At 40.3% G+C, this 26,724-nt stretch carries 24 protein-coding genes and 1 tRNA gene; 2 read left to right on the plus strand and 23 right to left on the minus strand.

What is annotated here, in order from left to right:
- Nucleotides 1-136: 136 nt before the first annotated feature.
- From selA to HMPREF9706_RS09030, 6 genes are all read right to left on the minus strand, one after another.
- The gene (gene selA, locus HMPREF9706_RS02780) at nt 137-1,522 is read right to left on the minus strand and encodes an L-seryl-tRNA(Sec) selenium transferase (protein WP_006907848.1); all 1,386 of its coding nucleotides are present in this window, start codon (nt 1,520-1,522) and stop codon (nt 137-139) included.
- Nucleotides 1,519-3,435, minus strand: a complete 1,917-nt coding sequence (gene selB / locus HMPREF9706_RS02785) for a selenocysteine-specific translation elongation factor (RefSeq protein ID WP_006907850.1) — start codon at nt 3,433-3,435, stop codon at nt 1,519-1,521. The genes selA and selB overlap by 4 nt, the downstream gene beginning before the upstream one ends.
- Before the next feature lie 21 nt (nt 3,436-3,456).
- Nucleotides 3,457-3,798 (minus strand): sulfurtransferase-like selenium metabolism protein YedF, encoded by a 342-nt coding sequence (gene yedF / locus HMPREF9706_RS02790; protein ID WP_006907851.1) that lies wholly within the window; start codon nt 3,796-3,798, stop codon nt 3,457-3,459.
- A 15-nt stretch (nt 3,799-3,813) separates the two neighbouring features.
- Nucleotides 3,814-4,791, minus strand: a complete 978-nt coding sequence (selD, locus tag HMPREF9706_RS02795; RefSeq protein WP_269208131.1) for a selenide, water dikinase SelD — start codon at nt 4,789-4,791, stop codon at nt 3,814-3,816.
- Between the two features lie 262 nt (nt 4,792-5,053).
- On the minus strand, nt 5,054-5,560 hold the full coding sequence (locus tag HMPREF9706_RS02800) for a hypothetical protein (RefSeq protein ID WP_006907854.1): 507 nt from the start codon (nt 5,558-5,560) through the stop codon (nt 5,054-5,056).
- A 247-nt stretch (nt 5,561-5,807) separates the two neighbouring features.
- Nucleotides 5,808-5,904 (minus strand) — tRNA-Sec (locus tag HMPREF9706_RS09030).
- Between the two features lie 623 nt (nt 5,905-6,527).
- Between HMPREF9706_RS09030 and HMPREF9706_RS02805 the strand changes: the two genes are divergently transcribed.
- Nucleotides 6,528-7,481, plus strand: coding sequence for a radical SAM protein (locus tag HMPREF9706_RS02805; RefSeq protein ID WP_006907855.1), 954 nt, complete (start codon nt 6,528-6,530; stop codon nt 7,479-7,481).
- A 200-nt stretch (nt 7,482-7,681) separates the two neighbouring features.
- On the opposite strand, the gene HMPREF9706_RS02810 is transcribed toward HMPREF9706_RS02805, so the two are convergent.
- From HMPREF9706_RS02810 to HMPREF9706_RS02875, 14 genes are all read right to left on the minus strand, one after another.
- Nucleotides 7,682-8,881, minus strand: a complete 1,200-nt coding sequence (locus tag HMPREF9706_RS02810; protein ID WP_006907856.1) for a hypothetical protein — start codon at nt 8,879-8,881, stop codon at nt 7,682-7,684.
- 11 nt (nt 8,882-8,892) lie between these two features.
- Nucleotides 8,893-9,504, minus strand: coding sequence for a hypothetical protein (locus HMPREF9706_RS02815; protein ID WP_006907857.1), 612 nt, complete (start codon nt 9,502-9,504; stop codon nt 8,893-8,895).
- 77 nt (nt 9,505-9,581) lie between these two features.
- Nucleotides 9,582-11,438, minus strand: coding sequence for an alkaline phosphatase (locus HMPREF9706_RS02820; RefSeq protein WP_006907858.1), 1,857 nt, complete (start codon nt 11,436-11,438; stop codon nt 9,582-9,584).
- Between the two features lie 401 nt (nt 11,439-11,839).
- Nucleotides 11,840-12,514, minus strand: coding sequence for a YdjY domain-containing protein (locus HMPREF9706_RS02825; RefSeq protein ID WP_006907860.1), 675 nt, complete (start codon nt 12,512-12,514; stop codon nt 11,840-11,842).
- Nucleotides 12,515-12,533: 19 nt separating this feature from the next.
- Nucleotides 12,534-12,908 carry a hypothetical protein gene (locus HMPREF9706_RS02830; RefSeq protein WP_006907861.1) on the minus strand — a complete coding sequence of 125 codons (375 nt, stop codon included), beginning with the start codon at nt 12,906-12,908 and terminating at the stop codon, nt 12,534-12,536.
- Complete coding sequence (locus tag HMPREF9706_RS02835; RefSeq protein WP_006907863.1) at nt 12,895-13,824, minus strand: nucleoside hydrolase; 930 nt, start codon at nt 13,822-13,824, stop codon at nt 12,895-12,897. The genes HMPREF9706_RS02830 and HMPREF9706_RS02835 overlap by 14 nt, the downstream gene beginning before the upstream one ends.
- Nucleotides 13,808-14,515: a TVP38/TMEM64 family protein gene (locus tag HMPREF9706_RS02840; protein ID WP_006907864.1), complete on the minus strand. Its 708-nt coding sequence runs from the start codon at nt 14,513-14,515 to the stop codon at nt 13,808-13,810. The genes HMPREF9706_RS02835 and HMPREF9706_RS02840 overlap by 17 nt, the downstream gene beginning before the upstream one ends.
- Nucleotides 14,490-15,173, minus strand: coding sequence for a TVP38/TMEM64 family protein (locus tag HMPREF9706_RS02845; protein ID WP_006907865.1), 684 nt, complete (start codon nt 15,171-15,173; stop codon nt 14,490-14,492). Before HMPREF9706_RS02845 ends, HMPREF9706_RS02840 begins: the two co-directional genes overlap by 26 nt.
- A 59-nt stretch (nt 15,174-15,232) precedes the next feature.
- Nucleotides 15,233-15,982, minus strand: a complete 750-nt coding sequence (locus tag HMPREF9706_RS02850; protein ID WP_006907866.1) for a TlpA family protein disulfide reductase — start codon at nt 15,980-15,982, stop codon at nt 15,233-15,235.
- A 9-nt stretch (nt 15,983-15,991) separates the two neighbouring features.
- Nucleotides 15,992-16,642, minus strand: a complete 651-nt coding sequence (locus HMPREF9706_RS02855) for a cytochrome c biogenesis CcdA family protein (RefSeq protein WP_006907867.1) — start codon at nt 16,640-16,642, stop codon at nt 15,992-15,994.
- A 226-nt stretch (nt 16,643-16,868) separates the two neighbouring features.
- Nucleotides 16,869-17,591 carry a glycine/sarcosine/betaine reductase selenoprotein B family protein gene (locus HMPREF9706_RS09335; RefSeq protein WP_269208124.1) on the minus strand — a complete coding sequence of 241 codons (723 nt, stop codon included), beginning with the start codon at nt 17,589-17,591 and terminating at the stop codon, nt 16,869-16,871.
- A gap of 2 nt (nt 17,592-17,593) precedes the next feature.
- The gene (locus HMPREF9706_RS02865) at nt 17,594-18,280 is read right to left on the minus strand and encodes a TIGR04283 family arsenosugar biosynthesis glycosyltransferase (protein ID WP_006907869.1); all 687 of its coding nucleotides are present in this window, start codon (nt 18,278-18,280) and stop codon (nt 17,594-17,596) included.
- On the minus strand, nt 18,277-19,800 hold the full coding sequence (locus HMPREF9706_RS02870; RefSeq protein WP_006907870.1) for a TIGR04282 family arsenosugar biosynthesis glycosyltransferase: 1,524 nt from the start codon (nt 19,798-19,800) through the stop codon (nt 18,277-18,279). Before HMPREF9706_RS02870 ends, HMPREF9706_RS02865 begins: the two co-directional genes overlap by 4 nt.
- Nucleotides 19,801-19,815: 15 nt before the next feature.
- The gene (locus HMPREF9706_RS02875; RefSeq protein WP_006907872.1) at nt 19,816-20,253 is read right to left on the minus strand and encodes a hypothetical protein; all 438 of its coding nucleotides are present in this window, start codon (nt 20,251-20,253) and stop codon (nt 19,816-19,818) included.
- A 173-nt stretch (nt 20,254-20,426) separates the two neighbouring features.
- Here HMPREF9706_RS02875 and HMPREF9706_RS02880 point away from each other — a divergent pair, with 173 nt between their 5' ends.
- Nucleotides 20,427-21,140, plus strand: coding sequence for a rhodanese-like domain-containing protein (locus tag HMPREF9706_RS02880; RefSeq protein ID WP_006907873.1), 714 nt, complete (start codon nt 20,427-20,429; stop codon nt 21,138-21,140).
- 74 nt (nt 21,141-21,214) lie between these two features.
- Here the strand turns inward: HMPREF9706_RS02880 and HMPREF9706_RS02885 are convergent, their stop codons facing one another.
- The 3 genes from HMPREF9706_RS02885 to HMPREF9706_RS02895 all read right to left on the minus strand — a co-directional run bounded on the left by HMPREF9706_RS02885 (nt 21,215) and on the right by HMPREF9706_RS02895 (nt 26,398).
- Nucleotides 21,215-21,985: a glutaminyl-peptide cyclotransferase gene (locus HMPREF9706_RS02885; RefSeq protein WP_006907874.1), complete on the minus strand. Its 771-nt coding sequence runs from the start codon at nt 21,983-21,985 to the stop codon at nt 21,215-21,217.
- Between the two features lie 16 nt (nt 21,986-22,001).
- Nucleotides 22,002-23,114, minus strand: coding sequence for an alpha/beta fold hydrolase (locus HMPREF9706_RS02890; RefSeq protein WP_006907875.1), 1,113 nt, complete (start codon nt 23,112-23,114; stop codon nt 22,002-22,004).
- 179 nt (nt 23,115-23,293) lie between these two features.
- Nucleotides 23,294-26,398: a G5 domain-containing protein gene (locus tag HMPREF9706_RS02895; RefSeq protein ID WP_006907876.1), complete on the minus strand. Its 3,105-nt coding sequence runs from the start codon at nt 26,396-26,398 to the stop codon at nt 23,294-23,296.
- Nucleotides 26,399-26,724: the final 326 nt, after the last annotated feature.

Raw genomic sequence — 26,724 nt, forward strand, 5'->3', positions numbered from 1 at the left:
TATTTATCAAACTCTTGAATAATACAAGGACAAAATCTGTGACCTTGATTCAAGACTAAAGGCTTGCCATGCACATAAAAAACCGACTTTTGAGGCGATCACAAAATCACCGCATCAAAAGCCGGTCATTCATTAACTAAGCTTGGTTTAAGACCTGTGCAATTTCGCTCATTTCTTCTTCAAGCAAGGTTCGAACATCGAACTGTACTGCATCTTGATGAATGCGCGCAATAATCGGTTTGGCTTGGCCTCGTAAGTAACTTTCTAATTGGGCAGCCGACCAAGTTGGGTGCTGCACCTGTACTAAAACGGTCGGCAAAGTAGTTCCTGGATAGGATCCTCCTCCAATTTGAGATTGCCCAGCTAGGCAGTCAACTTGCCAATCTGGTAAGAGGCTTTGAATTTGATGCTTCAAGGACGCTGCTTTGACTTCTAAGTCCTCTAAAGATTGACTGATCTTTTGCAAAACCGGAATCTTCTCTAAAGCGATCTCATCCTTAAGATATTGTCGCATGGTCACTTCCAGGGCAGTCAAGGTTACCTTATCGGTCCGCAAAGCCCGCGTCAAAGGATGTGCGCGTAATTTATCCAGCAAGACCTTCTTACCCACAATAATACCCGCTTGAGGCCCTCCTAATAACTTATCTCCTGAAAATGTCACAATATCATAACCAGCTGCAATCGACTCTTGAACCGTTGGTTCATAGGGCAAACCAAATTGCCGCATATCCATAAAGAGTCCGGACCCTAAGTCATTAAGAGCTAGAAGTCCACGATCATGAGCTAATTGTACCAGATCAGCGGAATCAACCTTTTCAGTGAACCCTACCAGTGCAAAGTTAGAGGTATGCACCCGCAAAATAGCCCCAGTATTCTCATTGATGGCCGCTTCATAATCACTTAAGTGTTCCTTATTAGTAGCACCAACCTCATGTAGGATGGCTCCACCTTGAGTGATCACATCAGGGATTCTAAAGGATCCCCCAATCTCAACTAATTCACCGCGTGAAATTAAGACTTCTTGATTCGCGGTTAAAGCCGATAGCATCAATAAAACAGCCGCCGCATTATTATTAACCACTAATGCATCTTCCGCACCAGTGATCTGCTTCAAGACATCCTTAAGATGACTATAACGAGATCCCCGACTACCAGCTTCCAGATCATACTCTAAATTCGAATAAGAATAGGAAATCGCGTGGATAGCCTCTACTGCCTCCTGAGACAAAGGTGCTCGACCTAAATTAGTATGTAGCACAGTACCTGTAGCATTGATAACTGGCTTCAATGAAGGCTGAATCCGCTCCTGCAAGGCGTGATCAATTTGAGATACTACTTGATCAAAGGCGACTTGACCTTCATCCTTCAATTCTCCTTGAAGAATTGCTTGCCTTAATCGATCAATCTCGACTTGAATCGTCTCTTTGATATAAGTCCCCGCCAACTGGTCCTGCCACTGGCTAATCCGGTCATCAGCCAAGACCTTATCCACTTTGGGTAAGTTTGCTAATAAATGTTTCATGATAACTTGGCCTCCTCAATGCTCTCAGCATACTTAGGGTTCAAAACACGATGATCTTCTACCCGTTTAGTAATCCCCCGCTTGTCAAAATTATCCAAGATCAACAAGGCATATTTACGGCTGGTTCCCAATAGATTACGGAAGTCAGCCAGTTCAATGACCCCATGATCTTGACAAAATTCCGCTAGTCGATCAAGAGCTTCATTATAATAGACCGTTCGAATTTCCGTTTGCTTATCTAAACGATAAAATTCATTATTCTTACGCATTTGTAAATAGACTTCTCGCTTAACCTTATCTTTGCCTACCACTTCTTCAAAAGTCAATGGTGCAAATGGATTCTCGGCTAATTGTTGAGTGATCGCTTCATAAGCCTTGGCTTGTTGCGGTGAAATAGCTATTTGATAACCTGCCAACTTAATAAGGTCTCCATCAATTTCAAGCTTTTCTGCATCAACCAAGCTCTGAATAATCGCATTTAACTCCTTGGCTGGCAACTTAGAAAAGTTAGATCGGAATTCTTCCAGAGCCATCCCCGCATCCATATTACGTTCTTTATGATAGGTCTCCAAAAGCTGGATCATCTTTTCAGCTAATTGATCATAAGTAGATTTGGCCATATAAAATTGGCCAAACTTCAGCAAATGACCACCCTCCACTAACTCAGCAACATAAGCCTCAACGGCCTTCATTTCTTCACCTAAATAATCAGACATCTCTTTGACAGAAGTAAATCCGGCAGAGCGATTAGCCAAGAAATCAAGAAGAACATCGACCGTCGAACCGGTTTCCATGACTTCTAGGGACTCAATGACTTCCTGGTTGAATCGTTTATGCTTTTTAGGCGTTGCATCTAACACTTCGCCCCCGCCAATGGTAACGACTGGCGAAAAGTTACGCAAGATAAAGCGGTCACCCTTCTTAACAGCAATTTGTTCTTCAAGCCGAAGTTGAATAAATGCCTCTTCACCCGGCATAATCCGTTCAACCCCAATCGGTACTAACCGACCAATCACTTCGCGCGTTCCAATATGTACATGGACGCGGTCCCATAATTCCATGGGTTGGCTGGCCTCTTTAAGACATCGAACCTTGGCATCGATCATATAAGATGCTTCTAGTGGGGCTGCCGATAGAACATCTCCCCGCCCAACTTGGTCCAAATCAACCTTGGTCAAATTGAGGGCTGTACGATTCCCAGCATGAGCAATTTTTTGATCCTGTTCATGAATCTGGATTGTCCGGATCCGGGTAGGAATCCCCGCCGGATATATAGTCATTTCATCTCCCACTTCAATTGCACCATCAATCAAGGTTCCAGTAACTACCGTTCCAAAGCCCTTGACGGAAAAAGCACGGTCAACATTCAAGCGCCCCGGCAAATCTTCAGCTTTCCGCTGAATATGATCCACTCGGTCTTGGATCAATGCCTTCAGCTCGTCAATGCCAATCCCAGCTACTGCATCCGTCTCAACAATCGGACTATTTTCAAGTTTACTTCCTTTGAACTGCTCACGAATATCCTCATAGACTAATTCTTTGAGGTCGGCATCCACACTAGCTACCTTGGTCAGAACAATAATAAAATCATCAACCCCTAAAAGGCTTAAGACAGCTACGTGTTCCTTGGTTTGAGGCATAATTCCTTCATTGACATCAATCACTAGTAGGGCCAAATCAATTCCAGCCGCCCCAGCTAACATATTTTTGATAAACTTTTCATGGCCAGGAACGTCCACAATCCCGACCCGCTCACCATTTTCTAAATCAATATAGGCAAATCCCAAATTGATAGAAAGGCCACGCTGCTTTTCCTCCCTAGTCGTATCCGTTTCGATACCGGTGAGAGCTTTAATCAGCGTGGTCTTTCCATGATCAATATGACCTGCCGTTCCTATTACGACATTTTTCATGCACGATTCCTCGTCGACGCTCTATGCAGGGTAAACAACTTTAGCTGCTGTGCGTTGGGCATCCAAGATATAACGCATATTGGTTTCTTCGCCCACAGCTAAGTGATCTTTCATTTCATAGAAAGAAGTACAGGTTCCACAAGCTTTCACCGATACTCCTTTATCAGCCAAGCTTTGTAGATCTTCAACGGTATCTGCGCCTTCTTTAGCCAATAAGACTCCCCCATTATATAAGATGACTTCCTTAGGAAGGTCTTCTGCTTGTGCTAAAACACTGACAAAAGACTTCATTAAGGTATGTCCTAGATCATCATTTCCACTACCTAATTTATCACTATTGATGACTACGATATATTCTGCCATTGTACATTTCCTTTCTTATTTTACAATAATTGCCTTTTCCTGTTGTTGTGTAATATAACCAATGTGGGCAGCTTGAATATTAGCTTCTTGATAGGCTTGCATAATACTGGCCAATTGATCTTCGGGAACAGTAATTAATAAGCCTCCCGAAGTCTGAGGATCAAAGAGGATTTCTTCCATAGCTGGATCAGCTATTTGGAAGTCAATCTGGTCTTCATAGTATTGGCGGTTACGCTTAGCACCACCCGTTGTCAAATTAGCTTTGGCTGCTTCATAAGCTCCTTCAATATAAGGAATCTTAGCGGCTTCCACTACAGCCGAAGCGTGATCTTCAACCATTTCAATCATATGACCTAAAATACCAAATCCGGTAATATCCGTACAAGCGGTCACTTGATAATCCAACATAATCTCGGCTGCATATTTATTCAAGGTGGTCATAAATTGAATCGCCTCATCAAATGCTGCTTGAGAAATCAAGTTCTTATTATGGGCCGTGGTAACAATCCCGACACCTAATTTCTTGGTTGCAATCAGGGCATCCCCTGGTTTACAACCGTTATTGGTCACAATCTTATCAGGATGAACGACACCTGCTACCGCCAAGCCATAAAGTGGCTTGCTTTGACGAATGGTATGTCCTCCGGCAAGTACCCCACCTGCTTCAAGCACCTTCTCAGCGCCTCCCTTTAGAATCTGAGCTAGATTATCTAAAGGCTGAGTGTTATCTGGGTAGCCTACAAGATTTAAAGCGGTAATCACTTTCCCACCCATCGAATAAACATCCGAAAGGGCATTAGTTGCTGCGATCCGACCAAAATCATAAGGATCTTTCACCATTGAAGGGAAGAAATCGGTTGTTTGAATCACGGCTACATCCGGAGACACTTGATAAACCGCTGCGTCATCGCTGGAGTCATAACCCACTAAAAGATTGGGATCAAATTGTTTAGGTAAACCGCCTAAAATTTCAGACAAACTGCCTGGTCCTATCTTGGCGTTTCACCCACCACAGATTTCTAGTTCGGTAACCTCTTTATGTTTATCTACCATTTTATCCCTCTTTTCTTTAACTTTATGCTTCCATTATACAACGAATAACAAATAATTTCAGCGCTTGGGCTCATAAAGTCTACTCTTTTATATAATCGAGTGTCGAATTATCATAGTAGGTAAAGTCCTATGCAAGCTAGCTCAAATGTCTAACCCTAACAAAAAAGCTAAGCCCGTAAGGCTTAGCTTAAGATTCAACGAATTAGAAGTCTAATTTTTCTGATTTAACGCGACCTTTTTCATTGATGAAGTAGCGGTCAACACGATCAGTGAAAGGTACAGCAGAAGCTCCGGTACCATCTTTACGTAAAGATACTTGTAAGACTTTGTGGTCAAAGCCTTCAACTTCTTTAAGTACACCCTTCATGACTTTAAGGATTGAAACTGGAGTTTCAGGTTCTTTAAGTGTTACGAAAGCTTTACCCTTCTTCAAGGCTTCACCTACTAATGTTTCAACTTCTTCAGCTGGTGCGCCAAAGATAAGATAGTATTCGCCATCTTTTTCTAAGTCTTCTGCTTTACGCACTTGAACAGAATCATGTTTTTTCTTAGCTAATTGCATGATGTTAGCCATCAAAGGACGCGATCCAGTTGAACGGTGTCCAGCAATAATCACTGATTCCTTGTTATCGAAAGCTTCTTCGATATATTGAGCAACTTGTTCATTAAAAAGACCTTGATCTACAAACTTTTGTAATACAGCATCCATTAATTAAAACCTCCATAACATTTCATTTCTTACTATCTATACAATAGCACAATTTCCATCAAAATGAAAGGCTATCGCAAAATCTATGGAAAGTAGACCAGGTCCAGTGAGTCTCTCTGTATCTTTCCTGACGATCGCTATCCGATTCTATCATTGATATTATTATCTAGCCCAAGTAATTACCCCATCCGATCTATATAATCATAAAAAATAGCCAGCTGTTAAACAACTGGCTAGCTAATATTCCTGGCGGGAACGTGTGAGAATCGAACTCACCCAAGACGCTCTTAACGCCTCATACTGGTTTTGAAGACCAGAGGGAACACCAGAACCCATCCGCTCCCTTTAATGGCTTTCTCAAGCACGCTTAACATGTTAGCAATTTTAACGGATAAAATCAAGTATTAAGTTGAAAATTAACCTCTTTCCAAAAAGAACAGTCTCATTTTATAGTGACCCTATAAATCCTCCTCGATAGTACTGCGTCACCCTCAAAAATTAGATTGAAAACCAAAATTTTGAGTCTTTTCTGGCTAACTACCATTTAGATTTCATGCTTCAAATGATCATTGATGATAAGATAGTTAAAAGGGAAATAACCTATTAGCGAAAAAATAAAATGTCCAGAAATTAATCTTATAAGGATGGATTCATAATTATCAAAATTTAGCTTAAAAAATATTCCGATCCAAAAGAACAAGGCTGCTTACGTTATCGAAATATAGCTAGTTATGATATAATGATAGCTGAATACTGAGTTAAATGATCTCGAAACGACTATATAGTTAACAATAAATAATCCGATCATTTTAATAAAAACTGTCGACCTAGACTATAACCTTGTTAGAAATTTTCTTGGGATTATAAAACAAGTAAGTAGTAGTTCGAGTAACGATCCTGAATTATACCCATTCTATCGACTCTTACAATTAATTATTTTCGATTTAAGTAAGAAAGAAGGGATCCTTTGACTTCAATCTATGATTTTTACCCCAAGGAATACTACACTCCCATGCCAGAAATGCATAATGAAAGTATTCCCGTAACAGCAGGTTGTAACTATAATTTTTGTAAGTTTTGTGATTTGAACGGATTGCTCAAATATCAAGAGTTCGAACTAGCAGATATTAAACACTATATTAAAGAACGCGCTAAATTTTATGAAGGGAAAAGATATGTCCCTAAAAAGTTCACCCTACTTGAAGGCAATGCCCTTTGTGTACCCACTCAGCGCCTACTAGAAATTATGCATTGCATCCATGACTCCTTTCCCCAAGTGGATTATATTTCTACTTTTGCACGGTCTAAAGACATTCTAGATAAGCCCCTTAAAGACCTAGCTCTACTTAAGAAAGCTGGTTTAGATCGGATCTCTATTGGAATCGAATCCGGCTCGGACCAAGTCTTGCATTTCCAACGTAAGGGAGTCACTGCCAACCACCAATTGCAGGCCTTAAAAAAATTAGAAGAATTAGGCATCCGTTATACTTGCTATATTATGGTCGGCCTAGGTGGGCAAGAATTGAGCCAAGAACACGCTGAAAAAACCGCTGAGTTCTTAAATCAAGTTCAACCCGATGAACTCACTGTTGTCACCATGGTCCTCTTCAAGGGGGCCGATCTGGTAAAGGATGTCATCTCAGGACGCTTCAAACGCCTAAAACCTAGCCAAACTGTCCTTGAAGAAATCCAACTCCTAGAAAAATTAGAGCTGAAGACACTTTTCAATGCAAGTCATCCCACAAATCTAATACCTGTTAAGGGGATGATCCCCCAACAAAAAAAATCCTTAATTCATAAGCTCAATGAAGGCTATTTAACAAGTCTAAAAGCAACGAGAAAGACAGATTACTATCAAGGGGGAAAATGGCATCAACTATCCAAGGAAAATGGTCTAGACCAAACCCTAAAAGGTCAATAAGACGACAAGAATCCCTCACTCTTTATAATGGAGTGAGGACTTTTTTCTTTAACCCACCCTTATATTTTTGTCGCTTACTGGTAGCGCAATAATAGATTCATTAACCCGAACCAGGTGTAGCTATCTAGCAAAATAAAAAATGCCTCCTAAAATAGTTGCCATCTTGATTTTCTACTTTAGGAGGCACAAATTCATTCATTTTAATTTTTAGACTTTATCCATTGGTCAGCGTGGTATATTCCGCCTTCATCATGCAGGTCTTCCGCTAAATAAAGCGACTTACCATCATAGACATACAATTCTGTTTGGTCAATCATAACTGCCCATTTAATGGATCGACCTTCTCCCAAGTCAACTTCGACGTGACTTGGATCCACCATCTCAACCTTTGTATCTAATGGAAAAGAGCGATTAGTTTGTAAATGCATCGCTAGAATTTCTTGAAGAAAGTCATTAGCTGTTTCAAAATCAAAGGCAAAATCATTATGATCGACTAAATAGCGATCAAAGGATTCTTGCAAGATTTCATAGCTATGTTTTTCAACTAAGAAATGATCCTCACTCTTCTCCTTGGTTGCTGCTAATTCCAGCTGATAGGAGTTCTTCGAATCCAAGCCAATCAGATGATTCACATCGACATAAACATTGCCCTCAGCCAAGTAAAGACCCATATTTTGGTAGATACGATACTTGCTATAAGTCTCTCTTAAGTCATAAGCCATATTCGTATAAGGATAAAGAGCAACTGGCTGGCCTCTTTGACCTAATAAGACAACCGGCGAAAGGGTCTTACGGATCAGGCCGCCGTAGAATCCACCTTCTCCTTTCTTCAAACCACCAGTCATAATGACCAGGTCTTGATAGATTGCTGGACGTGACTGCACCTTTCCTTGACCATCTTCATAAAAGCGTTGGCCCTGGTTGGCTTCATCCTGGACAAAGTAATAAGCCAGGTTAAAAAGACCATCCTCTTCGATGGATAAGATAATCTTTAAATCAACATCGAGATCCTCTATAGGGAGAGCTCCTTGATAAAATCCTTGATAATCTGCTACTTCTTTAGGAGCTTGGTAGGTCGAATCATCGGGGTTCAAAATCTCCTCTGGGATAAAATTAGCCCGTTTAAAACGATGCCCGTGATGATGGTTATCGACAAAGGAAGACTTGATGGATTGAATATGATCAGGCAAGTATTCATTCTCTTCATCATGATCATGATCGTGATGATGGCCATTATTGGCATGTTCGTCCTTTGATTTTGTCCCCGCTTTGGAATGTTGGACGACCTCTTCTGTTGAATCCGCCGTTGAAGACTCACTCGCTTGAATCGGCGTTAAACTTTGAAAAGCTCCCGCCAATAAACTAAGAAGCAGTGGATAAATGACTATTTTATGCTTCATGATTCCTCCTTCTAATGGGGCATAATGCCATCCACGTACTCGAACTCTCGACCAGCTTGATCAAGTAGCTTTTGGCCTACTTGTTTAAAAGTGAAAAGCTCTTGACCGAATAGAAATACACGCCAGCCATCATCCACTTCAGTGACAAGCGGGCTTGCAATGATAAAATAATGATATCCAGCTTTTTGGTCATAATAAATACCTGGGATTCTCTGGTTAAGTAAGTGGAGTACATCTTCTTGGGACATCTTAGGCTCAATTTGATCTAGAAGATTTTGGTAAGTTTTCTGCAGATCAAAAGGTAAATTAAATTCTTCCAGATAGACCTGCTTCACCGACTGACTATAAGCATTTAAGTCTGGATAAGGAAAGGAATGAAATTCCGTTAGCTGGGCTAAATCCTCGTAACCTGCTAGGTCTTCGTCTATTGCTTCGAGGACCTTGACATAAACATACAATTCATTCCCTTTAAATACCAATCCCTCAATGGCGTTATCTTCTTGATTGAGATAATAACCTTCAAAGGGCAAATCCTTTAACTCCGTGGCCTGAATTTTATGAGTTAAGCCCGTCATCGATAGAACGAGAAGGCATATCAAACTCTTGATAAATCTTTTGTACATAATTACTCCTTTAAACTAAAAAAGCACAGGGGTCTAACCCCCCGCGCTTAAAGTCATCACTTTGTCAGAAGGCTTAGTTATTCAGCTGCTTCTTCAGAAGATTCCTCTGAGCTTTCTTGTGCGGTTTCTACTTCAGAGCTTTCCGCTTCGGAACTGTCTGCACTTGATTCTTCGGATGCTTCACTCGATTCTGAATTTTCTTGGGTATTCTCGGAAGAAACAGATTCTTGGCTAGTCTCTTTAGAAACCGTTTCTTGACCTGCACCAGCCTTAATCGTTACAGAAATCTTGTCGACCTTTGTGTCCCCGCCTTCATAAAGACCCATGGCTGCGAGTAACTTGTAAGCAATGTCGATATTTTCGTAATTCCCTTCAAACATGGCAGCACCGGCCCCAATTGCATACACAGGTACACGCTCTGGAGAGTGGTCAACAGTTGTAAAGGCTAGGCCAGCCTTACGAGCCAGTAAACGTGTGGAAGCAATAGAGATTGGTAGGTATGAGTGATAGCCCTTAATGATGTCTGTTTGACCAGCATTACGTTCTTCGAATGGTAATTTAGATTGTTCGAAGGCATATTTTAATTCTTCTAATTCATAAGGAGTAACTAACATTAAGTCTTTTTCTTCCACTTCGCCCGCTTCTTCAGCCGCTTCGACTTCACCAAAAGTCTTTACATCTTCACTTGCTTCAAGGTCAAAAACAAAACCGAAGTTCTCTTCAAGCGTTGGTAGAAAATCTTCAAAGGTCATTTCTGGGTTAGCTTCTAAAGCTTCAGCAAAAATAGTATCAAATTTTTCTTGAGAAACTTTTTGGTTATTTAATAAGTGGAAATAGGAATTATAACCTGTTTCAGAGTTACCAATAGTAAATCCACCGGTTGGGTGGTCAGCAGTTACGACGATCAAAGTTTCTTCTGGGTGTTCATAGTAGAAATCAACCGCTTTTTGGATAGCATTTTGGAAGTCGATCACTTCCTTCACAGTTGTTGCTGCATCGTTAGCATGTTCTGCCCAGTCAATCTTACCAGATTCAGTCATCATGAAGAAGCCATTTTCATTAGTAGATAATACTTCAATACCTTTTGCTACCATATCTGCTAAGGTTTGTTCGCCTTCTTCTTGGTCAATAGCATATTTCATAGAAGAGCCATCCGCATCTGACATTACTTCAGAAGGGGCATATACTTTACCTGTTTCAGCAGTAATGGCCTCGAACTCTTCTTTGCTTTCTACCACAGTATAGCCATTTTCTTTCAATACTTCGTAGAGGTCTTTTTGATCTTCATTATCGCCAGTACGACGTCCTAAAGAACCACCCGCAAAATAGTCAAAGTTTGATAAAGCCATTTGTTCGCCAATTTCGTAGTAGTTATTACGGTGTTCTACATTGGCATAAAAGGCTGCTGGCGTTGCATGATTTAAAGTAACGGTAGATAAAATCCCTACTGCCTTACCATCATTTTTTGCTTTTTCAGCAACAGATTCTGTTTGTTCTGTATAACCTGGTGTTAAACCAATGACATTTGAATCAATCTTAACACCATTTCCAAAAGCAGTAGCAGTTGCTGCAGAATCGGGAACATAGTGATCAGCATCCGTTGGATTTTGTAAACCAATCACTGGAAATTGAGAGAAATTTAAAGGTTGAGCTTGGGCTTGCCCTTTGCCTTCATCCCCATTATCAGGTCCTAAAAAGTATTCAGCCGCAGATACTGGAATATTTCCCATTCCATCCCCAATAAATAAGAAGACATATTTCGCTTGGTTTTCGCTAATTAAACTTAGGTCTTCTGTGAGTGCTCTACCTTCTTCTAATGCCACAACTGGCAATTCTGAAAATTGCCCTTCTTCTTGCTTGGCTAAGGCCGCAACAGGACTCAATGCTGATAAGACTAAGGCCGTTGACAAGGTCATCAAGATTGATTTTTTCATGCTCTCAATACTCCTCTTTTCTTATTTTTTGAAATCCTTCTGAATTTCACACCTATCTTATCAATCCAATATATTTTTTAAGTAAAACTACTGTAAAGATCATGTAAATTGTTTCTTTCACACATTTTCAAAATTCAAAAACTCTAGTAAAACCTGCTCCTTATCAGTTTTAGGACTTTATATCGCTCTTTTATGACAATTAGTTCATAATCGGGTGATACTCTCGGTAGAGATCATCCTCTTCTAGATGTCCTATTCTTCACTAACATTCTATAAACACCTTTACCCTCTCATCATCAGTGATCAATTGAAGCCTACAAATTCAATAATAAATAGCAAAAAAGACCCCAAGAGTTAGATTAAAAATCAAACTCTTGGGGTTCTCTATATGTAAACCTTTTTTATCCGCAGCAACTACTTGCTACAGGTGCTTTACGAATGGAATAAGTCAAGATAACTTCCGTTCCATCTTCAGGTAATACATCTGGGTTCCCAGTAAATTTCACTTCGCCTCGTTTTTCTACAGCACCATAAGTATAGGTTGTATTAGAAATCAAGCCAACTGGACAAGAATCTAAGCAAGTGATACAACCCGTATGTTTTTCTTTAGCATTATCTTTGTTGCCTCCAAAATGGAACTCAATATCATTACCATTCGAATCGACAATTGTATCCGCAATGTCGTATTCCTTATCGGCACCTTCCCAAGTTACTTTGATATCAATGATATCTCCTTCAACGTGGGTTTCTGTGGCATTTTCACCCGTCATATTGTTACCAGGTTCTGCACCGATCTCTAACAAAGCTTCGTAAAAGTCATTTTGATTAGCAGTCGTTCCATAGATCGATTTTCCACCGAAGTTACCATCGTCAAATACAACCGCATGACGAGTAGATGTTTCTAAATATTTTCCATTAACATGAGCCAAGATCTTGATCGTTCCTGCTTCTTTATCCACTACCATTGGATTTTCCTTAGTAGGAAGTGCTTCATCCGCAAAAACGGGTGTCATTGAAGATACGGCTAAGGTAAAGACAGCCGCAAAGGCTGCAATTTTTTTCATAATTTTTTTCATTAGATAAACTCCTTTTCTTTTATCCTTTTTTTCTTTGATCGGAAAGTAAATACAACATTATTATATTTAAGATCGCAACAATCGCTAAAGTCAACCATTTGATCTGATCAAATGGCATATTCAAGAAGAACATATCTCGCACATTATATATAAATATATTGGGAGATTTCACAAAGACTAAAACGACTATAACCGCTTCTAATATAAAGAAAAGTAACGGCTTGATCTTAAAAAAGACACTGATCATGATGAATAAAGCCAATATGAGCCAACACAAGACCCAAGTATGGATACGCATCTCCAGCCAAACCCAGTAAGACATCAAGGCACCGGCTAATAAAGCTGCCATAAATCCCGTTGATAACCCACTTAGGATCTGCTTAACACTTGCCATCAATTCGCCTCCTTTCAAGTTGATAATCTACCGCCAACCAGCGGTCAAAGAGTGCTTGCTTGACCGCCTGCGCCGATTTTACCCGTGGCAAATTCAATGATACTTGACGAATTGGCTTAGTGACGGCATAGGAAGTGGGATCTTCCTGATCAGCCAAGAGCGATCCCTTCGATAAACTCTGAATTGATACTCGGTAGCTGGCTAAATTATCTTGGAAGAGTTGAGGATCTACCAAATAGGCAGCCGCCAAACTATCCCAATTATAAAAGCCTTTGATTCCATATTCCAAATCATTATCAACAAACCAAGGATCCGAATAAGTCTTAATCAAGCGAGTCACACAACCCTCTTGTCCTGCAAATGCCTGATTATAATCCTCACGAGTAAACAAAACATCTAAACAGGCATTCCCCGTCAAGACCGAGACATTCTTTCCTTTGGAAAGAACCGTTAGTGTGGCTTGTGGATCACAAGAAAAATTCAACTCCAACATCTCTGACTTAGCAAAGATCAAAGGCGCCACAGTGCCTCCCATTAAGACAATTTGCTTAACTTTATCAAAAAACAGCGGATCTCTTAAATAAGCCCCTTGGAGGTTAGCCAACGATCCCGTCGCTAACAAACAAAGGTCTCCCGCATAGCGATCTGCCAGATCCACTAATAGCTGGCTAGCCGGGGTTAAATAATCCCCTACTTCTACTGCCCCCTTGGCATAAGGAATCGATTCAAGGTCTAACTCTTCAATTAAGCGCTGAGTGGACTGGTCGACTTCTTCAATCGGGGCATTTCCAAAACAAGAGGTAATCCCTACTAGTTCTACCTGAGAAGAGCCTAAAAGATACATCAAGGCCAAACCATCATCCACGTCTCGATTGGGTGTATAAAAGGTATTATCAAAATCAATCGCGACCTTCATGATTTTCCTCCTTTTTAACCGAGTCTTTTTTAGGCTGTTTTAAGTATTTTCCAAGAAAAGTCGTTCCCACCACTAAGACCGCCAATAAGACCAATGAAATAACGAATGACGAATCTCCCGGCTCCAGTGCCTTATCCCCTACATTGACATAGATGAAAGTCCCCGGCAAGATAAACACGAGAGACACCCAGAGATAGTCCCAAAATGGAATATCGGTCAAACCAAAAGCATAATTCTCAATATTATAGGGAATCACTGGCATCAAGCGGGCCAAAGCGAGTACAAAATTTAAGCGAGAACGATCTGCAGCTAAAATTTCTTTAGATTTAGGATATTTTCGATAGAGGAAGGATTGGAGTCCTTCACGGAATAAATACCGCGACATAAAGAACATAAAGGTTAAGTTTAGGGCAGCTCCCACAAAGGTCAATATAGACCCCTCAATTAAGCCATACCCCATTCCACCTGCAAAGGCTAGAAAGGGCACCGGAAAAAATCCAATCGGCAAGAAAACCCATAGAGCAATATATACCAAACGCCCATAGGCGCCAGCTGATTCGATTAAGTTTCTCACCCGATCCGGCGGAAAACTAACCGTAATCCATATAGTGGCCAACAATAACAAGCCGATCAAGATAAGCTTGAGCAGCTTCTCCCATGAAAAATTAGGCTTGCTTAGCTTGTCGATCATTGTATACCTTCTTAATAATATAGATAACAATAGACAGTGAGAAAAGTAATAAAAGTCCTACAAAGAGTTGTTTTCCTCCACCAGAAAAGTTTTGTCCGATATAAGAATAAACAATCGTTGCTGGTAATTGACCGATCCCGGTAGCTATAAAGAAGGACCAAAAGCCCATTGAGGTAAGACCCGCTGCATAAGATACCAAGTCAAAAGAAACGAATGGCAATAAACGACAAACGACGATTGTATACTTCCCATATTTTTCAAAGAAGGAATCCAATGACTTTAAGGCTGTATTAGAGGTTAATTTAGCCACAACATCTCGTCCTAAAATACGAGCAATATAGAAGCAAAGCGCTGCTCCTACCATGGAAGACGTCCAAGAAAGGATCGCTCCTTTAACCCAGCCAAAAATAGCTGCATTCGATAAGGTAATTAAAAAGGCTGGAATTGGTGAAATGATCGATTGCAAGATCATTAAGAAGAAAGAAACAACCGCAGCAATCGAACCATACGAACGTATAAAAGCAATCGTATCTTCTAAATTTACAGACTTCATAGCTGTAATAGATTGATTGATAAAGCCATTAACCGATGGTACGAAGAAATAAGCTAATAAAGCAGCAACAGCAAGAATAATTACAATAATTTGACTTTTTTTCATAGTTTCCTCCTAAAAAATAATAACGCTAAAAAACAAAGCCCCCTTTCCACAAATTAAGATTAATCATTTAGTAATTGCTGCAATTGTTCTTCAATCGCAGCTTGATCCATCTGACCAAATTGATAATGAACAACCTGGCCTTCTGCATCAATAAATAGGGTGGTTGGGAAAAAGACCGCGTTGGCAACCGCCATCGTCTTCAAGTGATAATCATAATAGATAGGCATTTTAAAGTTGAGTTCTTCTAAAAATTGCTCTACTTTTTCTTTGGTTTCCGTCGGCTTAGAATCTAAAGCATTCACTAGATAAAAATTAACATCTTCTTGATAATCTTCCCAAACCTTCTGGAATTCAGGCATTTCCTGACCGCAGGGATTACACCAAGTTGCCCAGATATTAACAACCGCCGGCTTTCCTTTGGAAGCTTTCTCGAAATCAACCATCTCACCCTCTTGATCCGTGAAGCGAAAATTCTTAGGCTCAATGGAAGCTAAAAACTCCGCCTTAGACATAGACTCATCCTCATCATCCTCACTTGTTTCTTTGGTCGATGAATCTTCCTTGCTAGTGGAAGTCGTCTTATTAGAGCTCGCCCTCTCAGTAGTCTTCGTCGTCTCAGCCGCCTTGCTAGTCTCTTTACTCGCCTCAGTCGTCTTCGTGGTATCAAGGGCCGTCTTACTCGTGCTTGTAGGCTGAGAGTTTGTTAAAGACTCTGACGAATCCTCATTTTGGTAGTGGCGATAAAAGCCACCAGCTATCAATAATAGTGCTACTAGGCTCAATCCCAAATACATCAATCGCTTATTCATAATAGCCTCCTATGCCAGTGATAATAGCCAGTCTTCCAACCAACCAAACATCATCATAATCCCAAAAAGAATGAGTAACACACCAGAAATACGGTGAACCCAACGGTAGTTATGCTTGATAAAGCCCACAACACGCTTGCTCTCTTCCAATAGGAGAGCCGATAAGACAAAAGGAATCCCTAAACCTAAACAATAGGCCAAGATCAAGCCAATCGACCGTCCCCAAGAACCAACGGTAGCAATATAAGATAAAGCCGCCGCCAAAAAAGTCCCCACGCAAGGCGACCATGATATGGCAAATAACATCCCGAAAGCAAAAGGATTCAAGACCGCTCCACCCGAATGCTTAGGCGTTAGTTTGGCCATCAACTTTTGACCTGTTAAATAATCTAGCCCCAAAGCAATCAATATTAGTCCAGCAATCCCGTTCACCCAGGCCCGGTGCATCAATAGAAAGTGCCCTAGCGTTGAAACAAACAAGCTTAAGGCCATAAAGACTAGCGAAAAGCCTGCCACAAATCCCAAAGCCTTCATCAAGGGCTTAGACTCAGCATCCTCCTTTGTCCCCACAAAGTAGGCAATATACATTGGTAACATAGGTAACAAGCAAGGAGACACAAAAGTCATGATTCCTTCTAAAAATAAAATAAAATAATCCATTCTGCATCCCCTCGTTTAGCACACTCTTCAAAAAACTTTCTATCCAATGGGTATTCTAACAAATCAATTCTGATAAGTGAAATGATTCGAATAAGGCAATTAGACTACTTATTAATGCTAAAAAAGTTATATTAATAAGCTTATATCAGTAAGATACAGTATTCATATTTTTATCTATTTAATATTCTGATAAATCTAAAGAAGAAAAGCTCCCAGTCCCCTCACATTATAAAGGTTGGTAGGGAACTTCTTCTTCCGGTCCCCCATCGATGGCAACTTGAATCAATTGATCCAAGACGTGGCGATGTCCTACTTCATCAAAAGCATCCCCAAAAGTTAACCCTAATGGAAAATCTATGGCTAAAAAACGCGGTGGACGGACCTTTTCAATCAGACGCGGTAGATGGGCAATGGAAGCTGTTCGAATCCCTTGTTTTTCAACTTCTCGTTGTATGAGTCCAACGGACTGATGACAGATATATCAACCGGGAGACATCAAACAGACATCGACTTGATCTTCAACTAATTGACGGGCAATCGCTGGAGCGACCTCATTGATCAAAAGATCCGTTCTGGGAATATATCCCATTAGACCAAAGTTACGTGGTGCCACCGACCCAATACGCCCTTCTTGTGCATAATGACGCAATAAATCCAAGGGGAATACAACATTCAAGTCCTGATCAGCGGCCTTATGGTCATAGTGATCATGAGTAATCGTTAATAAATCTGGCGTTGCTGTCCCAGGAATCATTCGATAAGTATGGTCTCCATTGATATTAAAGGGCGGATCTGACTTCAGATGCACGCCCGCCGTCGTTACAAAGGCGACCTTACAATCTTGGATTGGCTTGGTTAAGTCGACAATATTTGGAGGTTCTTCCAGCGTCATAACCATCCGCTCTGCCCCCTTGGCTATAATTTTTTCTTTAAAGCTACGCTTCTTCATGCTTATCCCCTTTCTTGATATATCTTTTGAATCTGTTCAATCGGAACACCTTGACGGTATAAGTGCTGACAATACTGCATTGTCCATAAGGTCCTAAGTGTTCCCCCTTTTTGAAAACGACGCGAAGCCGTATAAATTGATAGAGGAGGTATGATAAACTGCCCACCAGCTTGTTTATAACGCATTGACCAGTCATAATCTTCCATTAAAGCTAAAGATTTAAAGCCCCCTGACTGATGATAAGTCTGACGAGTCATAAAAATCCCCTGATCGCCAAAGGCAATACGGCGATACTTTAGTCGCCAATTCGATCCCCAAGCAATCGTACTTAACAAAGGGCTGCTAGGATCAAATCGCAAAGGAAAGGCACCCGCATTCCCTTTATCTAGTGCTTGAATAATGGCCTCCAAAGGATCTTCTTTAAAATAACTGTCCGCATGTAAAAAGAGCAGGCGGTCACTTTGACTAGCCAAGGCACCAGTATGAAGCTGCTGACCTCTTCCTTTAGCAGAATGAATACAAGTCCAGCCTGCTTGTGTAAGATGTTCAGGGGTTCCATCCAAAGATCCCCCATCCACAAACAGGACTTCTACCTTTTGACGGTCAAAGACGTGCAGGTGGTCGAAAAGACCGGTTACTTGCTCGACTTCGTTATATACTGGAATGATCAGTGAAAGTTCTGGCTTCATTGAAGCAACCTCTCTAAGTCATTAATATAGGTCTGAATATTTTCGAGAAATGGTAGGCTGATAAAGCGTTCAATTGTGGCAAAAGCGGATGAATTTGCTGCCTTCACCTTCGTTTGATTTAGATATTGAACATAAGCCATAGCACACCAAGTGACGCCTCGTAAGCAGGTAAAGTGCAGGTACTGTTTTAGGCGGTCTTTTTTAACAGGGACGGTCGAATACTTGTTATAAGCAGTCACAAAACCAGCCAGATCTTTCCCTTCAATCAATTGATCTGTTCGCCAAAGCGTCGTTGTCGGTGCTAAAAAGTGGGCCAAATCTTGTTCACGCTCACCGATCAGCGGTTTCTCCCAATCAATAATATAAGAAGGTCCTGACTCATTGATCAAAAAATTATGGGAGTTTAATTCGGTATTGATAATACAAGGATCCTCTAAAGGAAGCTGGCGGTCATAAATAGACAGGCTGTCCAACAAGGATAAAATAACTGATTCAACTTGCGATTTCTTTTGTGGCCAACCTTGATAGTGCTTGAACATAGACTGAAATTCCTGATACATCAGCTCAAAAGGCTGGTCAGCTCGAATTAAGTCCCTTCCCCGCTTGGGATCCACATGATGAACACGCGCAAGAAGCTCTGCCGCCTTATTCAAGTCGGTTTGATAGTTCAAAGGACGTCCAGGAAGAAATTCTTCCGTCAAAAATCCTAATCCCATCAGATCCGTCTCCGCCTGACAATCATAGACCTTGGGCACCACCCCTGAAGGCTCTAAGGCCTTTAAGGCTTGATATTCATAGACAATTTGGTGTTTTAAGTGCATCTGAGACCCTAGGGCAACACGTAATAATTTTTTCCCCTGATCAAAGATAAAATTCGCATTGTATTCACCTTGATTCAAAAATGTCGCTGCTGAATCCCCCGTCAAATAAGCAGCTACATCATCACGGTCATCGATATCCAAAATAGTCCGAGTTAAGGTCCAGGTTAAGCCCGCTGATTGAGCTTGATCCAAGGTTTGACGAAGGACTTGGTCGTGGGAATAATGTGTCAAATTAAATAGTTCAGGATGAAAAGCCTTGGTAGCGATTAGGCCATAACCGCCATCACGGGCCGGAGCCAAAACCAAATCACAATGATCCAAACCCTCAAAAGCCTGATTCAATATCGGTCGATCTAAATCAATCAAATCACAGCCCATAAGGGCTACTTTTTGATAACCCAATTGAAAGACCTGCTCCATCGCTTGAGCCATTCGCTGACCCAGATGGTCCGACATCAACTGTGGAAAAACCCGACCCAAGTCAATATCTAGATAATCATGAACTTGAGCCAAATCCTCTTGAGGTGTCACAAAGAGATAGACATCCGCCGGATAATCTTGAATAACCTGATAGTTCTGCTGAATTAAATAAGTGCATAAGTGAAGAATATTATCCGCAGGTAAAAAATTCTGTAAACGCGTCTTAGAATAGCCCTTCTTAGGCAACTTCATAAAATAGATAATTGCTGACTGATTCATTAAAAACTCCTTTATTTAACAAGCCTGATCAGCAGGATGGAAATAACGAATACCTAGGGCAAGCAAACCATTGACAAAGGCCATCACGGCAATACCCACTATGAAATAAGGCAGCATCAAGAAAGACTGTTCCATCGAAAATCTCCATAGTAAAGCTAGAGCCAATGCCGATAATAAAGTCACCATGATCCAATGGCCTCGCCAGGAAAAACGATAGCAAGTTTGAATCAAAGCTTCAGTGCGCCAAATGGCAAGGATCGCTATTGATATAAGAACTACTCCGATGAAAATTAGATAGCCCTGATATTCTGCTGCTAAAAAACCTTCCTGGGCTTGACTTAGCCGAAAATACAGATGACGATATAATCCCATCCGTTGACGGGCATATTGATTGATCACCCAGCCTAAGATAAGAACTAGCACCTCAAACACCCAATACACTTTACTTGCCATAACGACCTCCAAAAGTTAATATAATGCTAGTATAACATAGCGATCTATAATCTCTTAGTGAAAAGAAATAAGTATAACTAATAAATATAAGTGATTTATCAGAGCTTTTAATTAGTTAGCTTTTCAAGACTATGTTATAATTAAATTATCACTAATATTTAAGGAGTGTATGTATGCGTAAAACATTAATGAATGTTACTAAATCAGCTTTAGTTTTAGCAACTGTGGTATCTTTAGGGGTTGGATCAATCTACGCCGCTGATATCGAAGTCATCGAAGGTGAAAAACTCGAACAAATTGAACAAGACAATAAAGAAAAAGAGAAAGTCTTGGTTATCGACGTACGTGACGATGATGCCTACGAAAAAGGCCACGTTAAACATGCCATCAATATTGAAGCCGATGACTTAGAAGAAAACCTTCCACGCCTTGAAAATTACAAAAAGATGCAAGTGGTTGTCATTGCTGCTACCAAAGAAGACTCTGCCGCTTCTGCTCAATTATTATTAGATAACGGCTTCGAAAAAGTTCAAAACGCAGATGGTGTTGATGAATTTGACTATCAATTAGTGACTTTCGAATCCATCTTACCTGATGAGTTAATGGATGAAATCGATGACGATGATGTTATTTTCATTGACGGACGTGATGAAAAAGACTTCAATAAATCAGCCATTAAAGGGGCTCACCATGTAGATAGTGAAACACCTGAAACAGCCCTTGAATTCTTGCCAGAAGATAAAGACACTGAAATTATCACTTACTGCTACTCTGGTAACCGTTCAAGTGTTATCGCAGAATACTTAGAAGAACAAGGTTACACCAATGTGAGAAACTCGCTTGATGGAACTAAAGAAAATAAAGAAATTCCACTTGAAAACAAATAATCAAGAAATAATCAAGTAAAAGAACCCGGCAAATCAACTTGCCGGGTTCTTTTTTTAATTAAGTGCTATTTCTTTTATTTTAAACGAACTTTATAAATATAAGGATAAAGCTTACCAGTAATATAGAATTCATCGCCCTCGATATGAGCTATCCCATTCAAGGTATCCACTGAAGCGATCTCTTCCTCATTTAAGGTCTGATCAAGCATTGGACGAACATCATAAGTCTCCACTACCGACTCAGACGCTAGGTCGATCTTTAAAATTTCATCACGATATAATCGGTTCGCATAGATATGACCATTGGCCCATTCCAATTCATTCAATTTTGAGGCAGCCAACTTACCATTCATAATTTTGACTTGACCAAGTAATTCAAAGGTCTCAGGATCGTGCTTATAAAGGGTTGACGTCCCATCCGACCGCCATATAACCTTCTCATCTGGATCATAACAGATTCCCCATCCTTCGGTATTAATATCTATCTCATCCAAAATTTCAAAGGTCTTTGGATCCCGCTTAAGAACTTTTTTCTCCTTCCAGGTCAACTGCCACAAAGCGTTAGGGGTAAAGGTAATTCCCTCACCAAAATAATTATTTGGCAAATTTTGGGCATCCTCTAATTCACCTGATTGAAGATTAAACTTACCCAGTTGAGATTTTCCCTCTAAGCCTGTTCCCAAGATCAATTCCTTACCTGTCGGATCCAACTCTAAACCTTGGGTAAAGAGTGGCGTTTTTACGGGATACTTATCCAATAAATCAACCTCAGCTGCCCAAGTGGTTGCGGGTTGACATAGACTTGCGATCATTAAAAAGGCTAACAGTGATTTCTTCCGTTTCATGATCGGACCGTCCTTTCTACTTAATCTTTTGAGCAAATTCATCAATTAAACGAGCCATTTCCTCATACTGAGTCATGTAGATTAAGTGGTCTCCTTCTAATACATGAGTCTCAACTTCATTTGGATTTTCGGACATCGAAACATGTTGTTCTTCCCAGTCTTCAGTAATCTTATCCATGAATTCACGACGCATCTCAATATCTTCATAAGAGTCTTGTGCTAAAAGATATAAAGCAGGAATACCTGCCGGTATCTTTTCATCCTTGTTATCCAATAAGACTTGGTTAGAGCGCTCACTCTCATCTGCCACATCTTCATTATTCAAATTCAACTGAGCGATCAGCTTATACTGCTCGTTCACTTCATCATCCACATCAGGGATCTCCGGAAGATCAGTTGCTGCCCCACTATCATCCACTGGTGCTTCCTCATGTTGCATGTCCATAAATCCATTCATCATTGGTGTAGAGGTATCCATACCAACCACCCCTTGAACTTCTTCAGGGTATTTTTGAGCATACTTCATAGCATAAATACCGGACAAGGAATGAGCAACTAATAAATATTTGTCCACTTTTTCTTGTTGAAGTGCTTGATGCAGTTCATCAATAATCGTATCTACTGTTCTTTCTTCATGACTTACATCAGATAGTCCATAACCAAAAGGTTCTACTACTAAAATATGATATTTTTTCGCTAATAAATCTAATAAATTCTTATGAGTTAATGGTTGTGAAGCTTCACCAAGACCCGGCATAAAGACGAGCGTCTTAGACTGTCCTTTATGTTCTTCACCCATTTCATAAATATTCATTTGGTGGCCATTTACAGTAATCTTATGGCCATATTCCTTAATTAAAGCCTTCAATTCTTCGGGATCAGTTGGAATTTCATCCTTTTCGGATTTTTCTTCTGAAGATTCGCCTTGGTTAGCATCTTCTGCGCCTGTTGCTGATTCTTGACTTGATTCCATTTCAGTCATTGATTGTGCATCTGATTTAGATTCTGCTGCTTGACTTGTTTCTTGACTGGTATCTTCTTGAGCAAAAGTCTGAGCAAGCGGCAAAGCTGTTTGAGCTAATAACATTCCTGATAAAACGGCCATCGTTAAAGTTTTTTGTTTTTTCATTTAAATCTTCCTTTCTGATTTAACTAGATTTAGTATAACTGGCAAATATGTAAAGTATATAAAATAACATTCAATTTTTGAAAAAGATTAAAGTAATGGAAACACTGTCAATCAGCTACTGGCCTAATCATTATTGGCTAATTAGGCCAATAGTATCTATTTGAATGACAGACTGCACTCTATCCATTCTTCTTTTGGCGACGAAGAAAGCCAATACCTGAGAGAATGGATATAGTTGCTAATCCATTCACTATATGATGAGATATTTCACCTGTGGTTGGAAGTTCTGGTTTTTTACTCGATTGACCCGGTTTTTGTTGGTCTTTAGATCCAGATTGACCTGGCTTTTGGCCTGGTTGATCCGGCTTTTGCTGATCTTTAGACCCAGATTGATCTGGTTGTTTTTGATCCTGAGAATCAGATTGACCTGGCTTTTGGTCGGGTTGATCTGGTTGTGGTTGGTCTTTAGAGCCAGATTGACCTGGCTTTTGACCTGATTGATTCGGTTTTTGCTGATCTTTAGACCCAGATTGACCTGGCTTTTGACCCGGTTGATCCGGTTTTGGCTGATCTTTAGAGTCTGATTGGCCTGGCTTTTGACTCGGTTGATTTGGTTTTGGCTGATCTTTGGAACCGGATTGGCCTGGCGTTTGACCCGGTTTATCTGGTTTTTGTTGGTCTTTAGAACCAGGTTGACCTGGCTTTTGACCTGATTGATTCGGTTTTTGCTGATCTTTAGACCCAGATTGATCTGGTTGTTTTTGATCCTGAGAATCAGATTGACCTAGCTTTTGGTCGGGTTGATCTGGTTGTGATTGGTCTTTAGAGCCAGATTGACCTGGCTTTTGACCTGATTGATTTGGTTTTTGCTGATCTTTAGACCCAGATTGACCTGGCTTTTGACCCGATTGATCCGGTTTTTGCTGATCTTTAGATCCAGATTGACCTGGTTGAGCAGGTTTTTGTTGGTCTTTAGATCCAGATTGACCTGGCTTTTGACCTGATTGATTTGGTTTTTGCTGATCTTTAGAGTTTGGTTGACTCGGCTTTTGTCCTAGTTGATCAGGTTGTTGTTGATCCTGAGAATCAGATTGGCCTGGCTTTTGACCCGGTTGATCCGGTTTTGGCTGATCTTTAGATCCAGATTGACCTGGCTTTTGACCTAATTGATTTGGTTTTTGCTGATCTTTAGTTCCAGATTGACCTAGCTTTTGACCCGGTTGATCCGGTTTTGGCTGATCTTTAGATCCAGATTGATTTGGTTTTTGACCCGGTTGATCCGGTTTTTGCTGATCTTTAGACCCAGATTGACCTGGCTGTTGACCTGATTGATCTGGTTGTTTTTGATCCTGAGAATCAGATTGGCCTGGCTTTTGACTCGGTTGATCTGGCTTTTGCTGGTCCTTAGAGTCTGATTGGTCCGGTTTTGGTTGATCTTTAGAGTCTGATTGACCTGGTTTTTGGCCCGGTTGATCTGGCTGTTGTTGGTCTTTAGAGTCTGATTGACCTGGCTTTTGGTCGGGTTGATCTGGTTGTGGTTGATCTTTAGATCCAGGCTGGTTTGGTTTTTCCTGCTCGCCAGTCCCTGGATTATCAGGTGTTTCACCAGGTTGTTGTCCTGGCGATGGGGTATCCGATGAATCAGGTTTTCCTGGATTTTTATCAGATTGGTCGAGACCTGGATGTTTTGGTTCTTGTGCCGCTACATCTTTAGTTCCAACGATTTTTCGATCGGCTACTGCTTCTTCTAGAATGTCTACGGAACCTTCAGGCTTTTTAGACTTAATTTTGTTCGTTAGAACCTTGCCTGTTGCAGGGTCCAATTCATAGATCACTTCATATTGAACTTCTTTGCGTCCTTCTCTTCCAGGTATTATTTTTTCCTGACCTCTTGGTAAATTAGGGTCTTCCTCAATCACCGTTTCTGGTTTCGCAATGACTTCTTCTTCACTGATATAGTCTCTGACCCCCACCTTAACTCGACGTGGTCTCATATCTTTTTGAATTTGATTACCTAAGCGATAACCAACTTCCCCTTTATCTAGCTCTTCTACTTCACCATTATCCTTACTTTCATCCGCTTCAAACTGAGTTTCAATCGGAATTTCTTGGGATGACGAAATTGAAAAAGTCCAACCTTTTTCATCGTCTCCTGTAACTGAAAGGGCATAATTTTCTTCAAGTCGTGGATCTGTAAATCTAGCCTTAAGGGTATAACGATTGGATCTAGTTCCATTTGAATTGTAAAGACTTAACAGATTTTGACTAATGGCTCTTGACACCCCTGTGCTTTGATTATATTCAATCGAATCCGCCAAGAAATTTTTCTTATTATTTTCAAATGGCAGGGTCATTTTGATAGGATTACCCAAAGTGTCTTTTTTAACTTCTTCCTGACCCTCTTTTTGTTCATAAACCGTCACTTCGAGCTCTAATTTGTCTTGATCACTAATTTTGCTTCCTTCTTCAACCTTCATCTCAAAATCAGTATTCATATTTTGAGAAAGTGTTAAGCTAGGTGCCCAGTTTGTCTTATTTTGATAATGATGCATTTGACCTGCAAAAAATCGATTGCTATGTTGAACACCATAACCTAATAAATTAGCGGTTGCTATATTGGCTTGACTAATTCTTAATAATCGATAATCCTTGTTATTATATTTAAACCCTCCCGTCTGGACATTGTATTGATCTTGACTGAGGTATTTTTCAGGAGTTAGCACATTATCCTTACCAACTGTTGCTCTCACAGTTGTTGAGCGAAAAACGTCCTCCTCAACTCCCTGATCATTCAAAACGCGTAACGTAAGACGCGTCAAAAGATCTACTTCTTGTCCATCCAAATCAGAGTTATAACTTCCAGCTTGACCAGGTTTTTTCCATTCATAAAATAGATTTCGTTGATCGGTGGTATTATATTCTTGTTGATCAATCATCACCTTATCATCAGAACTCTCAGGAGCATTTGATGTCATTGGATTCGGAATACTTTGATCTTCGTTTGTTACAGATTCAGCCAATAATTCTAATGGGGCAGGTTGTTTAGCGGCTGAGTCATCGGGTAGTTCTAACTTATTTGTATCTAGATTATCCATTGGCTTTGACGCTTCTAAGGGGTCAGCAGCTTCTGCCGTTATTGTGGTAGATTCATTATTCGACTCTAAATCTTGTGCATGAGCTATACTCACAGGAAGCATGGCTAACACAAGGCTTGTAAGTGCCACCGAATAAAGTTTGGAACCAATCTTACGTAAACCGTAGCGTGTAACCGTCTCTTTTAACATTTTATCATCTCCTATTTCTTCAATCATCGAATTCTATTTTTAGTTCTATGACTATCCTAAATTTTTCTGTCTTAGAAAATAACTTTGTTCCAACTACCATTTAGTCACTATTTATATTCATTAATTATCCCGCTAAGAACTAGCCTATTCCCACACTCCCAACTTTTTCTAAATGATTTTTGATTATAATTTGAAAATATATAAAGAATATGAAATAAAAAGCCTTCTAAAAAATTTTAATCATTAATGATTCCATACTTTTTAGAATCGAACCCTGAAATATACAGCAAAATCTCTTGTGTCTTAAATCATTAAAAGCTACTGAA

Source organism: Facklamia hominis CCUG 36813, from assembly GCF_000301035.1.
GTDB lineage: Bacteria > Bacillota > Bacilli > Lactobacillales > Aerococcaceae > Facklamia > Facklamia hominis.